This is a genomic window from Bacillus sp. JCM 19034, assembly GCF_001310635.1.
In the GTDB taxonomy this organism is placed as follows: Bacteria; Bacillota; Bacilli; order Bacillales; family Bacillaceae_D; genus Halalkalibacter.
In genome coordinates, this window is record NZ_BAXR01000029.1 from 1 (window position 1) to 16624 (window position 16624).

A 16624-nucleotide genomic window follows, 5' to 3' on the forward strand; every position below is an offset into this window, starting at 1 on the left:
AAAAAGTAGTATATGTGTATCGACCAGTTGCTCCAGCAACCGGAAAAGTGGAAGTGATCTTTGTTGACGAAAAAGGGAAAGAATTAAAACCAGGAAAAGTAATTGAAGGAGTTGTAGGAGAAGAGTACGAAACAGCTCCAGAAGACATTGCTGGGTATGAGCTAGTAGAAGAACCGACAAATGCAACAGGTGCGATTACAGAGGGAACACAAGAAGTTGTGTATGTTTATAAGCTGATTGAAGAACCAGTTCCATCAGAAGAAAAGGAAACAACGCTTCCGAATACCTCAACGAATGTATACAATTATATTATAATTGGGTCTTTAATTATGTTAATTGGTATTAGTTTATTAGTTATAAATAGAAGAAAAAATCTAATTAACTAAGTTCACGAGGTATGATTGTATAGCCACTTTACTCAAATTGAGTAGGGTGGCTTTATCCTTTTGGTAATTGGAAATGACTGTAATGATCATAGTTGGTAGAAAATTAGAAGTATCAAAAATCTAATAGTAAGAACACTTCGATCAAAATAAGTTATGTAATAGTAATTGTGAAAAAAAATTAAGAGAAATTTAAGAGGAATTAGTTAATCTATAGAAATGAGTAACGGGCTAAAGTGAACAGCAAGCTCTAGTAGGAAGGACTCCCCTTTATTACTAGGATTAGAATTCAAGTGTGGAACGATGATAGTAATAATAGGCTACTAGAATGTTACCAGAATAGTGGACTGAACAAAGTGCACACTATTCGGTTTTTTCATTTTAAGAGGGGACATATGAGCATCGTTTTATACTCAAACAATCGACATATATGTTTATTTGGATCAAATCTAATTTCTATAAATGACTATGGTTAAGACGTATTATGATGGTTCAGGTCGTTCCCTACAAAAAAAGGTGTTATTTTTATAGATTAAATTGTAGATCGATAGACAATAATCGGGTCTATCATCGGATAATTACTAAAATAGTATAATTAAGTAAAATTTAAGAGAAATTAGGTATCCTATTAATTGGTAAAGAATCTTTTTTTAAAGAGGAGGGATGGTAGAAATAGTGTTATATAACAACTACGAAAAAATAGAAATAAAAGAGGAGGAAGCGTGAAAGAATGATGAAAAAAAGGCTTTCAATGCTAGTGTTATCGTTTCTGTTAGTGTTTAGTTCGTTCCAACATGCTAGTATCGTCATTGCAGAAGGAATTGACGTTCTTCAAGATGAGCAGCAAATTGAAATAGAAGATGAAGTCTCTAACACAGATAATGAAAATAGTGAATTAGAAACAGAAGAAAAGGATTTAATAGAAGAGCCACTTGAAGAAGCTGAAGAGCATGAGGGAATTGAATCAGACGAACTAGTGGATGTAGAAGAAAGTGGAAACGAACCACTTGCTGAGGCTGAAGAAAAAGAGCAAGAAGAAGCTGAGGAGAAAGTAATAGAAGAAACAGAGGAAGAAACTGAGGATTCTTTACCACTAACTACGTTTGATGCACAAGGAAGCGTAGAGATTTTAGAGAATATTATTACGAACGTGGATCTAAAGCATCGTAATGAAAATAATGAATTTGTTGAATTACCAAATCCAATGCCACATCCAGCCGAGGAGGTATTAGATTTAGCGATTCTATTTGAGTGGGAGCTCGCTGACCATTCAACAGATATGAATCACGGGTATTCGGCAGGAGCTACGTTTACGTTTCAGCTACCAGAAGAGTTTGTCGTATACAATGACGTGGATGGGGAACTTCTAACTGAAAACCTTGGAAGCGTAGGTACGTATTTGTTAGAAACAGATGGAACAGTAACGATGACCTTCAATGAAAATATTGAGACTCGTTTTGGAGTTAGGGGAACGTTAGAATTTTTCACTGTAATTAGCCAAGATTTAACAGGGGATTTAGAGCAAACGATAAACTTTGTTATCCGTGATCAGGAAATCGGCAGCTTTCCGATATCGTTTGAATCGAATGTTGAAACAAGCGTTGAGAAAAACGGGGTAACAGATCGTAGCTACAATGCACAAACCATTACATGGAATGTTGATTTTAATAAAAGCCTTGATACGATTGAGAATGCTGTATTAAGAGACCAGCTTGAAGAAGGACAAATATTTGATGTAAATCACCCATACCGTTTGGTTGAACTTAAAGTAGATTTAGCTGGGAATGTAACTGAAGGGGACGTGGTTGATCCAAGTTTGTACAGCTTTGATCGAGCTGAAGATGGATTTAAACTCGCCTTTGAAAATGAGATTAACTCAGCTTATCGCCTTGAGTTTCGAACGATCATTACAGATGATGTTAAAGAACAATTTAATAATACAGCAACACTTGATGGAGATAACATTGGCGAAATACCAGCATCAAGTTCAGTATCGACCAACGTGGGAACCCATTAGAAAAGAGTTCAACACACTACGATGGACCGAATCAAACAATCACTTGGGAAATCAAGTTGAACTATGATGAACGGACGTTAACGGAAGACGAGTCAATTGTTCGAGACTTGTTTGATAACGCTCATGAACTAGTATTGTTTGACGAAGAAGGTAATCCGCTTTTTGAGGTCTTTGAAATTGTCATCGATGAAGATGGTGAAGAGGCTTCTGAAACGGAGGTGCCAGTAGGTGACTACAATCTAAATGCCATTTCAGAGGACAACAAAAATGGCTTTGAACTTCGTTTTAATGGTGGAATTGACAAAGCCTATAAAGTGGTCTATCGTACGAAATCTGTTGATCGTTTCATTGATGATGAGGCTACGATTTCGAATGAGGTTACATTTAATGGGAGGGAAGATACTGCCGAACGTTACGTATGGCAGCACGTAGCAGCAAAATGGTATGAAAGTCCAAATTATGGAGACAAAACTATAGAGTGGCATATTGTCGTGAACACTGATCGTCATGAGATGAATTCACTTACTTTAACAGATACGTTTGTGAATAAAGGGCTTACGTTAATTGATGGAACCTTTAGAATTGAAGGAATAAGCGAAGATCATTATTCTTTAACGGACATAAATGACGAAGGGTTTAAAGTCATTTTCGATGAACCGATCAATGATGAATTTGTAATTGTATATACGACAGAATTTGATTTTGAAGCAAGAGAAGGAACTGCTGATAATTTCACTAATGGGGTTAGACTAGATTGGATAAATCAGGATAGTAATGCACGTCATATTGAGGTTCAAAGCGTGTTCACTCCAGATAATTTTACACGAGCAAACGGCTTTAAGCGTGGCTCTTATAACGCTGTAACAAAGGAAATTACGTGGACAGTCGGTGTCAACTATAACCTTCGTAATATTTCTGATGCGGTAGTTAGAGATTTTATTCTTGGCAATCAAGAATTAATTACTGATTCACTAGAGATTTACCATGGGGTATTAGAAGGCGGGTCAAATCAATTAACAAAGGGTGAGTTAGTCGATCCAGAACACTATGAACGTAACTTTATTCAAGATGATGAAGAGAATCCTGGTTTTGAATATGCCTTAGGAACAATTAATACTCCGTATGTGATTGAATACAAAACGTCTTTAAACGATCGGTTAATTGAGCCTTCTTATGATAATGTAGCTTACTTAAACGATGGCGATCAGGAACTTGTACGGTTACCTGCAACAGTAGGCGTCCACGAGGGTGGAACGTATACGAATAAGCGTGGTGAGCAAAATGGTCGTGTTATTAACTGGGAAATTGATATTAATTCAGGACAATCAACGTTATCGAATGTTGTTGTAACGGACATACCAACTCCGAACCAAATCATTATGGAAGAAAGTTTTGAACTTTTTCCAACTACTGTGGAGCCAAATGGTCATTTAACCGTTAATAGAAATGAACCACTGGAAAAAGGGGTAGATTATCAACTTGAGTTCCACGAGGATGAAGATGGTATAGAGTTCTTTGAGTTGAGTTTCACTAATACAATTGATCGTGCTTATGTATTGCAATATCAAACATTTATTATGGCAGCAAACGGTGATACTGTATCAAACGATGCTAAGTTAACTTCAACTGAAGAAAATATGCCAACGAATACGAACTCGTCGGAATCGATTCAAGTCCGTATAACAGATGGAATAGGTACGGGTTCAGGTGATACTGGTGAATTAACAATTATTAAAACCGATGGAGCAGGTGTTTCATTACCTGGAGCAACGTTTGCTCTTTATGATGAGACTAATACCCATCGGATTCGTACCGGTGTGACCGATGAAAATGGAGAACTCACATTTACAAACATCCTTTATGGAAATTATGTTGTGAGGGAAATAGAAGCACCAGATGGCTATTTGCTACGTCAGGAGTCAGAAGAAGTGGTTATCAATAAAAGTGAAGATGAACTGACGTTTGTAAATGATCAGCTTTTGTATGAGGTTGAGCTTTTAAAGGTTGATAGCTATAATGGTAGCCCATTACAAGGTGCACAATTTGAGCTGCGCCGTGCTGATCAGTCGGTCGTTGACACATATACGACAGATGAGGATGGCTTGATCGTCGTAACGGATCTAGAACCAGGTGAATATGTATTTGTTGAAATACAAGCACCTGAGGGCTATGCAGATGATCAACTGGCAGAGGAAGACTTTGAAATTACAGAGGATCAGGTAGAACGTGTTTCCCTAGTTGTTGGAAATGAGATTAAGACTGGTTCAGTTCTATTGGAGAAAGTCGATGATACGAGTGGACAAGTATTAGAAGGAGCAGTGTTCCGACTACTTGATTCATCAGGTGAAATCATTGAAGACTCGTTAACGACAAATGAGAATGGGCAAATTGTTGTTGAAGATTTACGCCCAGGTTCCTATCAGTTTGTTGAGATAGAAGCTCCTGATGATTATGAATTAGATTCAGAGCCACATGAGTTTGAAATAGTTCAATCACAGGAAGAACGCCTGACGCTATATGCCGAAAACCGATTAATACCGGGATCGGTGGAATTACTGAAGGTTGACGATGTAACAGGTGAACCGTTAAGTGGGGCGGTCTTTAATCTAGAAACAATTGATGGTGAGCTAGTTGCAGAAGGGCTTGTAAGCAACGAAGAAGGACATGTCGTTGTGACAGATCTTCGCCCGGGTGAGTATCGTTTTGTTGAAGTAGAAGCACCAGCAGATTATCTGTTAAATCCAGCTACACTTCCGTTTGAAATTGAACGTTCTCAAACAGAAAGATTAGAAGTAGAGTTTGAAAACAGTTTGATTCCGGGAACAGTCGAGCTAACAAAAGTTGATGATGTAACAGGTGAACCGTTAGCAGGAGCTCTATTCAATATCGTTGATGAAAACGGCGAAGTTGTACAGCAAAACTTGATGACGGGTGAATCTGGCCGAATAGTTGTAGATAACTTACGCCCAGGGAACTATCAGTCGTCGAAGTGAGTGCTCCAGAACATTACGTGTTAGAAGCAACACCAGTTCCGTTTGAAATTGAACGTTCACAAGAAGAGAACGAACGTATTATCGTTGAAAATAGCTTAATGCCAGGTTCTGTAGAGCTTGTGAAAATCGATGTTGATACAGAACTACCGTTACAAGGAGCCTTTTTCCGTCTAGAAGATACAGAAGGAAATATCCTAGAAGAAGAGCTTGAAACGGACGAAGAGGGCCGTATTGTAGTCGAGGATTTACGTCCAGGCACATATCAATTTGTGGAAACACAAGCACCACAGCACTATCAATTAGCGACGGAACCAATTGTGTTTACAATTGAGCCAAGTCAGACAGAGCGCTTATTTGTGAATGCAGAGAATCAACTGATTTTAGGTGATGTCCAATTACTGAAAATCGATGATGTGGATGGCACAGTATTAGAAGATGCTGAGTTTGAGCTACAGACAGTAGATGGAGAGGTTGTACGTGCGGGCTTAGTGACAAATGAGGATGGAGTCATTGTTGCACGAGACTTATATCCAGGTGAATACCAGTTTGTCGAAGTGAGTGCACCAGCTGATTATGAGCTAGATGCTACACCAGTTCCGTTTGCAATTGACTTCTCACAAGAGGAAACAGTGGTAGTGACAAAAGAGAATCATCTTATTCCAGGTTCGGTAGAGCTTGTAAAGGTAGATGATGTAACTGGTGAAGCAATTGAAGGAGCGATTTTCCGTCTTGAAGATGCAGAAGGAAATGTCCTTGAGGAAGAGCTTGAAACGGACGAAGAGGGTCGTATTGTAGTCGAGGATTTACGTCCAGGCTCTTATCAATTTGTGGAAACAGAAGCACCACAGCACTATCAATTAGCGACGGAGCCAATTGTGTTTACGATTGAGCCAAGTCAGACAGAGCGCTTATTTGTGAATGCAGAGAATCAACTGATTTTAGGTGATGTCCAATTACTGAAAATCGATGATGTGGATGGTACAGTATTAGAAGATGCTGAGTTTGAGCTACAGACAGTTGATGGAGAAGTCATACGCACGGGCTTAGTGACAAATGAGGATGGAGCCATTGTTGCACGAGACTTATATCCAGGTGAATACCAGTTTGTCGAAGTGAGTGCACCAGCTAATTATGAGCTAGATGCTACACCAGTTCCGTTTGCAATTGACTTCTCACAAGAGCAAACAGTGGTAGTGACAAAAGAGAATCGTCTTGTTCCAGGTTCTGTTGAGCTAGTTAAAGTAGACGATATAACTGGTGAAGCTATTGAAGGAGCTATCTTCCGTCTTGAAGATGCAGAAGGAAATGTCCTAGAAGAAGAGCTTGAAACGGACGAAGAGGGTCGTATTGTAGTCGAGGATTTACGCCCAGGTTTCTATCAGTTTGTTGAGATAGAAGCTCCTGATGATTATGAATTAGATTCAGAGCCACATGAGTTTGAGATTGTTCGATCACAGGAAGAACGTCCGACACTTACTGCCGAAAACCGATTAATACCAGGCTCGGTGGAATTACTGAAGGTTGACGATGTAACAGGTGAGCCGTTAAGTGGAGCAGTCTTTAATCTAGAAACAATTGATGGTGAGCTAGTTGCAGAAGGGCTTGTAAGCAGCGAAGAAGGACATGTCGTTGTGACAGATCTTCGCCCAGGCGAGTATCGTTTTGTTGAAGTAGAAGCACCAGCTGATTATCTGTTAAATCCAGCTTCACTTCCGTTTGAAATTGAACGTTCTCAAACAGAAAGATTAGAAGTAGAGTTTGAAAACAGTTTGATTCCGGGAACAGTCGAGCTAACAAAAGTTGATGATGTAACAGGTGAACCGTTAGCAGGAGCTCTATTCAATATCGTTGATGAAAACGGTGATGTTGTACAGCAAAACTTGATGACGGGTGAATCTGGCCGAATAGTTGTAGATCACTTACGCCCAGGGAACTATCAGTTCGTCGAAGTGAGTGCTCCAGAACATTACGTATTAGATGCTACACCAATTCCGTTTGTGATTGAACGTTCACAAGAAGAGAGAGAAAGTATTATCGTTGAAAATAGCTTAATGCCTGGTTCTGTAGAGCTTGTGAAAATCGATGTTAATACAGAACAACCGTTAGAAGGAGCGATTTTCCGTCTTGAAGATGCAGAAGGAAATGTCCTAGAAGAAGAGCTTGAAACGGACGAAGAGGGCCGTATTGTAGTCGAGGATTTACGTCCAGGCTCTTATCAATTTGTGGAAACACAAGCACCACAGCACTATCAATTAGCGGAGGAACCAATTGTCTTTACGATTGAGCTAAGTCAGACAGAGCGCTTATTTGTGAATGCAGAGAATCAATTGATTTTAGGTGATGTCCAATTACTGAAAATTGATGATGTGGATGGTACAGTATTAGAAGATGCTGAGTTTGAGCTACAGACAGTTGATGGAGAAGTCGTACGAGCGGGCTTAGTGACAAATGAGGATGGAGCCATTGTTGCACGAGACTTATATCCAGGTGAATACCAGTTTGTCGAAGTGAGTGCACCAGCTGATTATGAGCTAGATGCTACACCAGTTCCATTTACAATTGACTTCTCACAAGAGGAAACAGTGTTAGTGACAAAAGAGAATCAACTGATTTTAGGTTCAGTGGAGCTTGTACACGTGGATCATAAGACGGGTGAACCATTAGCAGGAGCCGAGTTTAATTTAGTGAATGAAGATGGTGAGATTATTCGTGAAGGTCTTGTAACGGACGAGAACGGGCGGATTTTTGTAGATGGTTTACGCCCAGGTCATTATCAATTTATCGAAGTGAGGGCACCAGAGCATTATCAGTCTGATGCTACTCCGATTAACGTTGAAATCATTCGTTCGCAAGAAACAACTGTACAAGTTACGAAAGAAAGTAGATTAATTTTGGGTTCCGTAGAGCTCGTTAAGGTTGATGCTGATAAGCAGCAGCCGTTAGCAGGAGCCATTTTCCAACTAACTAATGAAGAAGGAGACGTCATTGAAGAGAACCTTGAAACGGGTCAAGATGGACTAATTGTTGTCGAAGACCTTTGTCCGGGGGATTATCAATTTGTTGAAGTAACTGCCCCTGAGAATTATCAGCTGTTATCGGAGGCAATTGATTTCACAATTGTTTACTCTCAAGAAGAACGTCTTCAGCTAGTGGTAGAAAATGAACTGCTGCCAGTAGAACCTGAAAAAGAGGAAGAACCTCAAGCCGGTTCCGGTTCTAATGATAAACGTGAAACAAAGAAGAAGCATAAAACAGAAGAGAAACAAGAAACACAAGATGAGCAACAAATTCTACCTGCAACAGCTAATCCGTTCATTTGGACGATGATGTTAATCGGTGTGATCGCCTTACTACTTGGGATGATCATTCTAATAGGTAGAAGAGTGTATCTGAATACACGTAGTTAATAGAGAAGGACTAACCTGTGTTATAGGTTAGTCCTTTTTCATATACAATAATATGCCTATATATGAAACTCAATACAAGTCCCGCTTCCTTCCTCACTCTGAATGGTTAACCCTTTCCCTGTTAGTTGTAAAATGCGGCGGTTGACATTGTAAAGGCCAATTCCGCGTTTTTCTGTTGTCTCTGGGCGATTTAGGAGCTGGTTTATTTTTTCTTTAGACATACCTTGTCCGTTATCGCGAATCATAACAGTTGTTTCATCTTCTGACGTCGTAATCGTAATCGTAATCTCGCCTTTGCGATCTGACGTTAAGCCGTGCTCAATGGCATTTTCGACTAGTGGCTGGATAGAGAAAGGTGGAATTTTTAATTTTTCCACATCATCTTCAACCTCCCATATTACATCAAATGGGAAATGAGATCGTTCTTGCATAATGTGAACGTACGATTGTACGAAATTTATTTCACTTTCTAATGAAACAAGTCCGTTAGTGTTATTAAATTGGAAGCTTGTTTGTAAATAATGACAAAACGCTTCTAGAAGCTGCTTCATTCGTTCGATATTGATTTCAGCCAGGCTTAAAATAGCATTCAATGTGTTAAAGAAAAAATGAGGCTGAATTTGAGCTTGTAGCCATGCTGTTTCAATGCGTATATTTTCTTCAACCGTTTTCTTGACACGAATGAGTGATGTTACGCGAGAGCGTAGCTCCTGGACGTGAACAGGTTTCGTTACATAGTCATTTGCCCCAGCGAGAAAGGCGGTTTCGATATCTTCCGCTTGACTTCTAGCTGTTAATACTAAAATTGGGAGCTCGGTTAATAAAAATGTCTTTCGTATTTGTTTCGTTAGTTCATACCCTGACATATTTGGCATCATGACATCGGTAATAATTAAATCCCAATTTGATTGCTTTAGATGCTCTAAAGCTTCACATCCACTTGTAACGCCGTACGTAGAATACAATGGTTGGAGTAAATCTTCAACAATTTTTATATTTATAGGATCATCATCGACAATTAGAATTTTCCCCTGTTCGATCTGTTCAATCACCTTATTAATCGTCGTTGGCATTGAACGATTTTCCATCGGTTTATTATTTGCTGCTAGGTTGCTTGCGTGATGCTCTTGTTTGGCGATAGGAAGTGTAAATGAAAAAGTTGTTCCTTTCTCTTTTATTGATTGAACGGAAATGATTCCGCCGTGTAATTCAATTAATTGCTTTGTAATACTTAATCCTAAGCCGATTCCGCCACCGATTGCCGTCATGCTTGAATCTCCTTGCTCATATCGCTGGAAAATACGATTATACTCTTCTGAAGTAATTCCGATTCCCGTATCTGTGATCTGAATAACAGCTTGATTATTCTCAAGTTCTACTGAGACGGTAATCGTTCCAGACTCTGTATATTTAATCGCATTATGAACTAGGTTAAACAAAATTTGTGCCAATCTATTTTCATCTGCTAATACGTGCGGAAAGGATGGGGAGATTTCTATTTGAAAACGAATCTCTTTTCCATTAAGCATATAATTCAATATATCGATAATGCCCGTTAAGACAGCGTGTAGGTTTACAGCTTTCTTTTGTAACGTAATTTTGTTTTCATTTAGGTTGTTCACTTCTAACAAGTCATTCACTAAAAATGACATTCGTTGTCCAACACTAATGAGTAGCTGTAGGCTTTCTTTATAGTCTTCTTTATCTTCCTTCGAATGTATTTCTTTTTCTAGTAAGGTTTGTGCAATATTAATCATTCCATGAAGTGGGTTTCGTAGCTCATGGGATGTATTGGCTAGAAAGTCATCCTTTGATTGTAAGGCACGTTGAAGTTGCTTTGATAATGTATTTGTTTGTTCTACTGAATGAAAATAACGTCTAAACCAATAAACTGAAAAGAGTAGTACGGCTAACGTAAAATCAATTGGGTAGAAATCAATGTCAATTTTAAGATTGTATTGAACGACTGATGCCACGATGTGAACCATTAGTGCGACGGTTCCTAATAAGATGAAAATGTTATCCTGAAAACCGTTTGTTACGGTTCTGATGAAAACTGATACGACAATAGCTGGGACGACAACTAAAATCACTGTAAAAATAAACCTTACCTGTAAAACCCAATCAATGGGAGCGACTATAATGAAAAGGCAATAGAACATTAAAAGTATTGGTACTAATCGGAACAATAAGCCTTTCGTTAAAGTTGGCAATAAATGCTTACAGAATATCATTAAGAGCAAAAGTGATGCAGAAAACGATAAAAATACTAGTTTTGATATATACACGTATTCTAGCGGAATGACATATAAAATGACTCGGTGATCGGATATCATAACCGAGACGGACGCTACTAATAAGAGAATTCCGAAATAAATTAATACCTTTTGCTTTGGTCCGATAAAATAAAGGATAAGCCCATAGATGCCATGGACGATAAAGATAAAAATAACTGCGATTTGACTAGTCAATGCTGTCATTTCTTGTCTTTGAATAATGTTGCCATCGCCAAACTCGAGAGGATGATAAATCCCGCCATCGCGATTTTTGACAGGGTCATGGGCAACGTGAATGAGAATTTCCATCTCTGTATCAACTGCAGTGAACGTAATAAACCTAGAAGCGATGCGCCCTACGTAGTCACTAGCAGAATCAGCGACTTGTCCCAAATCCATTAGTAAGTCTCCATTGATATAGAGATTATAGGAAGTATAAATATAAGGTAATTTTATCCCTAATAACTGGTTGATGTCTTTCTCATCTATCGTAACTTCAAGACGGTAAGTACCGTATTGGAAATCTTCTGTGTATGGCCAACGTTCAAATGCACGCTCATATGTTGCTTCATTTTGATTTGCTTGTAATGGTTCTACAAATTGCTGATCATAGTATTCCCATTCCCCTTCTAAGGAGAAGATGCTCCCTTTTACCCGATCCAATTGTATGACCCTGCTTCTGCCTCGACGGTTCCACTTTCTCATGTAAAGAAAGCCAAATTCCACGAATGGTTAATATTAACAATACAAAAAGGATGAGAGAAAGGATTGTTTTTTGTTTATTCATAAGATCACCGTCTATCGTTTAATATGTGCCTATTAAATAGTTTAAACCATTTTCCCTAGTAAAATTTAATTATTTTTTAAGAGGTTATTAAGTATACTAAAAGTTACAAAATTAGATGGTAGGTGTACGTCGTGAGTACTACATTTTTGAGCAATAACATAGAGGATCAACCGCTAGGATTTTATCAGAAAAAACCTTTTGTTCTTTTTTATTGCTAAGGACGAGAATATGGAATTAAGTATGGAACAGGCATTAGTTGATGAACACCGTTTTTTATATTCAGTTACATCTGATTGGAAAGAGGTAGAATTAAGTTTACATTCACAAATTCCAATGGTTATCGTTCTTTTACATAAGGACGGGGAACAGGTGGATCCTGTTATTGAAGGGATGGTTCGACAATTTTGCGAATACTTTAAAGTTTCAGTTGTTCTATGTAATCGAGAGATGGCAGTAGATCAAGCTAGGCTGTACAATTACTTTTTCGCAAACCCATATGATTTGAAAGGCTTAATTGAAATCATTAGAAAGCTGATTCACTTACGATCCATTTCTTACATAGATTTGGAAACGGGTCTACTAAATCAATTGTTTTATGAAAGAGTATTTAAGTGGCAGTTAGCAGCTTGTAAAAGGACAAAAGTACCGTTTTCGTTGATTTTCTTATCGTTGAATTCACACAAGGAGCTGAAGGAGGCACATGACCCGTTAACCTTTCGGAAATTTAAAGAAGTGTGGATAGATCAACTCCAAGAAAAAGTACGTGACTCAGATTTTGTTTTTCATTTGGACAAGAGAATGAAGTCATTTTACTCCTTCCTTATACGGGTGAAGAAGAAGCACGTTCCTTTTTGAAACGATTAGGAGAGCAAGTGAAGGAAGTAAAAGTTTTACATGATGACATGGAGTATTGGTTTGACATCGAATTAAAGGGTGTGATTGCAGAGATTCGCCAATCATCGGTCGATCAAATTGAAGTGATAAGTAAAATGCGAGAAGTGATGGCTTCATTTGAAGGAGCATCAATTGTCAGTATGAATCATTATGCAAGTAAAGAAATTGAGAAAATTAAAGTCACGATTATTGAACCGGATGAAGTGTTACGGCATGTATTGGTGAACTTAATGGATCGTTTAGAGGTCGAAGGCTTTGAGTTTGAGACAAAGGATTTTGAGGATGGGAAGTCTTTTCTAGATTCAGATTATTATTACTCCGCACATACACATATTATTATCTTAAATGAAGTTTTACCGCAAAGAAGTGGAATGGAAATCGTTCACGAATTACGGCAATTGCCGAATACGAATAAATATTTAATAACGATGCTTTCAACGAGAAGGGCGGATGAAGATATGGTTTATGCGTTTGAATCAGGAGTTGATGAGTATATCGTTAAGCCGTTTACCATTCATTTACTAGAAGCAAAAATGAAACGTTTATTAAGAAGGTATCGCTAATGATTACAGTTGATATAGTTTTATTATTTTATTGTCTGTTGCTTTGTATCGTCTTATTAACTGCTATTTTTATCTATTTAATTGTGAATCGTTTAAGGGAAAAGAAGAATGAAGAGGCCGTTCTTAATCACATAAATCAATACCATAAAAGCTTCTATGAACATTTAATTGCCGGAGAGCCTGTCTCAACTGAAATCGTACCAGAAAGCAAGTTTGAAATAAGAGCAGTAGAAGAGATATTAACTCGTTATAGCCATACGTTTAGCGGTGAAAAGGTCGTTGAACGAATTCGAGAATATGCCCAAACGCATTTACGTAGCTATTACGAAGTACGATTGAAAAGTCGAAAGTGGAGTAAGCGGATGAACGCTTTGTACCATATCGTTGATTTTCAAATGTATTCGATGAAGTCAATCATTACAGAAATGCTAGAAAGTGAAAAACGCTATACAGATGATGAATACTTACAAATGTTTTTGTTTTTAACGAAAGCTGATAAGAAATTATTTCTAAATTTCATTGGAAAGACTGAAGTGAGTTTTACGGAATGGGAATATCGTAAGCTCGTACGTGAAATGGATGAGGATTCTTTTGCCCAACTGCTTCAATCTTTTGATGAGCTACCACAAAGCTTACAATATAGCATGATCGATATGATAGGTATGAACGACCAATTGCAGTGGTATTCATTCCTATTGGAAATATTGGGAAGTGATGAGTTAGAGATTCGTATTCGAGCATTTAAGGCGTTTAGTAAACTAACGTATGTCCATGAGCCTGAACAATTCCTATCGTATTTACAATCTCCTTATTGGGAGGAGCGAATGTTAGTTGCAAGACTGCTTGGGACAAACCATTCAAAAGAAGTGCAAAAGTATTTAATTACGCTCTTAGCAGATTCCTCACGCTTAGTTAGAAAGGAAGCAGCTAAGTCACTTAGCATGCATAAGGGGGGGAAACAGCTATTGCAAGAGATTACTATAGATGGAGACGAAGATGTAATGGTTGAAGCATTTCAAGATGTGTACGGTACAAAAGTGGGTGAGTTAAATGGCTGATTTTCTAAGTCAACTGCTCTGGGTAATGGGGATTGTTGTCCTCATATACATGTCGTTCGTCGTAGCTTTTTATTCAGTGTTAACGGTGACAGCTTTTCTCCAACTTCGTAAAGAGCACGATCTAGATAAATACGAAGATAATGAAGAGTATTTGCAGGAATATTATACGAAGCCAGTCTCCATATTAATCCCTGCTTATAATGAAGAAGCGGGTATTATTGAGAGCGTACGTTCATTACTGAGCTTACAATATCCTCAGAAAGAGATGATTATTATAAATGATGGTTCAACAGATGAGACCGTTGAACGGATCATTTCACATTTTAACATGGAAAAAACTGAGCTCTCATACGAGGAAACGTTACCTTTTGAAGAGATAAAAGCCATTTATCGATCTAGAATGATCCCTAGTTTACTATTAGTAGATAAGGAGAATGGTGGTAAGGCTGATGCCTTAAATGCTGGTATATGTGTTTCAAAATACCCTTACTTCTGCTCAATCGACGGTGATTCAATTTTGGAACAGGATGCCCTTCTGAAGGTGATGAAGCCGATTATGAAATCAGGCGAGGAAGTGATTGCCTCAGGTGGAAGTGTGCGTGTGGCAAACGGCTGTGATATTCAAATGGGCAAAGTGTTGAAAGTCGGTTTATCGAATAAGCCACTAGTCATTATGCAAGTAATTGAATATTTACGAGCTTTCTTTACCGGGCGAATTGGATTAAGCCGTCATAATTTGCTACTGATTAATTCAGGAGCTTTTAGTGTTTTTTCAAAGAAATATGCTATGGCTGCAGGCGGTTATTCTAATAAAACGGTCGGTGAGGATATGGAGCTTGTCGTGAAACTTCACCGATATATTAAGGAACAGAAACAAAACAAACGAATCGTATTTGTATCAGATCCCGTTTGTTGGACAGAAGCCCCAGAAACGCTGAAGCAGCTTGGTCGCCAGCGTAGTCGTTGGCACCGTGGGTTAATTGAAAGCTTATGGACTCATCGGAAAATGACGTTAAACCCTCGTTATGGCGTAGTAGGTACGGTTTCATTTCCATACTACTGGCTTGTAGAAATGATTGGACCGATTATGGAGTTAGTCGGTTATGCAATGATCATTCTGTATTTGCTTATGGGTGGTGTTTATCTCGAATTTGCCGCTCTATTAATGATTGTCATGCTCGTTTATGGTTCGATCTTTTCGATGGTAGCTGTTTTGCTAGAGGCATGGAGTTTAAACAAGTATACGAACGTACGTGATTTAGTGACTCTGTTTTTATTTTCATTGTTTGAAACGTTCTGGTTCCGACCATTAACGGTAATCTGGCGTTTTCAAGGTTGCTTGCAGTGGATTTTTAAATATCGTAAATGGGGTACCCTTGAACGAAAAGGGTTAAATAAGATGAATCAACATGCTTAATAATGGTAGAAAGGACTTACAATGAAAAAGTTAGTAGTTGCTTTAATATGTATTGCGGTTATTATTATGATTCCTTTTGTACTTTGGAACTTTGAGGATTCACATGACTTAAATATTGCTATTATAGATAAAACCGTTCCCGATGAATCATACCGTGAGCATCATGGATTAACATGGCTGCTCAATCATTGGCGGGTGACCTCAGAACGACTGAGTCCTTCTGAGGATTATCAAGGCTTTCAAACAAATGAAAAGGATGAAAGCTATGACATTAAACCGCTCTTGTCAGATTATGAAGGAATTGATCTGATCTATTTAGCGGATACGTATGGTGTGTATGAAGAAGATTTGCCGTGGGTGAATGAAAATGAGCGAGAAGGCTCTCGTTCAGCCCATATTTACGGCGGTCTTGAAGTAGGTGAATGGTACGATATTTATACTAGATTGACGGACGGAACGCGTAGCACACTTGTGGCAGAATTTAATACATTTGCCTCACCTACTAACATTGAGGTACGGAGTAATGTGAGCAACTTTCTTGAATTAGATTGGAGCGGTTGGATTGGTCGTTATTTTGATGAACTAGATCCAGATTTAAATGAAGAAATTCCGCAATGGATTTTAGATGAATATCCTGACTGGTCCTATGAAGGTGCTGGTTTTGTTATCGTTAATGACTGGAATTATGATTTAGTCGTTTTATTAGAAGAAGAACATGTTGAGAAAGGCGGAATACGGCTACAATTTACGGAGCAGGGCCAGGAATTCTTTGATCTAGAGAAAAGCCAGAGTATGCCTATTGGTTTGATATCATAGAGGCACGAGAAGA

General features: G+C 38.4%; 10 protein-coding genes. 9 read left to right on the top strand and 1 reads right to left on the bottom strand.

Annotation, left to right across the window (positions count from 1 at the left end):
- The 4 genes from JCM19034_RS19625 to JCM19034_RS19640 form a co-directional block, all read left to right on the top strand.
- Positions 1 to 386: MucBP domain-containing protein (locus JCM19034_RS19625; protein ID WP_156324075.1), on the top strand; the 386-nt coding region annotated here is incomplete at its 5' end.
- A 727-nt stretch (positions 387 to 1113) separates the two neighbouring features.
- Entirely contained in the window at positions 1114 to 2400 is a 1287-nt protein-coding gene (locus tag JCM19034_RS19630) for a collagen binding domain-containing protein (protein ID WP_062052467.1), read from the top strand.
- Positions 2376 to 5393, top strand: coding sequence for a SpaA isopeptide-forming pilin-related protein (locus JCM19034_RS19635; protein WP_269431740.1), 3018 nt, complete (start codon positions 2376 to 2378; stop codon positions 5391 to 5393). Before JCM19034_RS19630 ends, JCM19034_RS19635 begins: the two co-directional genes overlap by 25 nt.
- A complete protein-coding gene (locus JCM19034_RS19640; protein ID WP_062052471.1) occupies positions 5390 to 8800 on the top strand; it encodes a SpaA isopeptide-forming pilin-related protein in 3411 nt (1136 codons plus the stop codon). The genes JCM19034_RS19635 and JCM19034_RS19640 overlap by 4 nt, the downstream gene beginning before the upstream one ends.
- A 56-nt stretch (positions 8801 to 8856) precedes the next feature.
- Here JCM19034_RS19640 and JCM19034_RS19645 read toward each other — a convergent pair whose 3' ends face one another.
- Complete coding sequence (locus JCM19034_RS19645) at positions 8857 to 11739, bottom strand: ATP-binding protein (RefSeq protein ID WP_062052473.1); 2883 nt, start codon at positions 11737 to 11739, stop codon at positions 8857 to 8859.
- Positions 11740 to 12091: 352 nt separating this feature from the next.
- Here JCM19034_RS19645 and JCM19034_RS19650 point away from each other — a divergent pair, with 352 nt between their 5' ends.
- Genes JCM19034_RS19650 through JCM19034_RS23700 form a run of 5 tightly spaced genes read left to right on the top strand, consistent with a single transcriptional unit; the run spans position 12092 to position 16611 of the window.
- Positions 12092 to 12718 carry a GGDEF domain-containing protein gene (locus tag JCM19034_RS19650; RefSeq protein WP_062052475.1) on the top strand — a complete coding sequence of 209 codons (627 nt, stop codon included), beginning with the start codon at positions 12092 to 12094 and terminating at the stop codon, positions 12716 to 12718.
- The gene (locus JCM19034_RS19655) at positions 12715 to 13320 is read left to right on the top strand and encodes a response regulator transcription factor (RefSeq protein ID WP_062052477.1); all 606 of its coding nucleotides are present in this window, start codon (positions 12715 to 12717) and stop codon (positions 13318 to 13320) included. The genes JCM19034_RS19650 and JCM19034_RS19655 overlap by 4 nt, the downstream gene beginning before the upstream one ends.
- Positions 13320 to 14378 carry a HEAT repeat domain-containing protein gene (locus JCM19034_RS19660; RefSeq protein WP_062052479.1) on the top strand — a complete coding sequence of 353 codons (1059 nt, stop codon included), beginning with the start codon at positions 13320 to 13322 and terminating at the stop codon, positions 14376 to 14378. Before JCM19034_RS19655 ends, JCM19034_RS19660 begins: the two co-directional genes overlap by 1 nt.
- Positions 14371 to 15795 (top strand): glycosyltransferase family 2 protein, encoded by a 1425-nt coding sequence (locus tag JCM19034_RS19665; RefSeq protein WP_062052481.1) that lies wholly within the window; start codon positions 14371 to 14373, stop codon positions 15793 to 15795. Before JCM19034_RS19660 ends, JCM19034_RS19665 begins: the two co-directional genes overlap by 8 nt.
- Before the next feature lie 21 nt (positions 15796 to 15816).
- On the top strand, positions 15817 to 16611 hold the full coding sequence (locus JCM19034_RS23700) for a hypothetical protein (protein WP_231687059.1): 795 nt from the start codon (positions 15817 to 15819) through the stop codon (positions 16609 to 16611).
- The last annotated feature ends 13 nt before the right edge of the window (positions 16612 to 16624 follow it).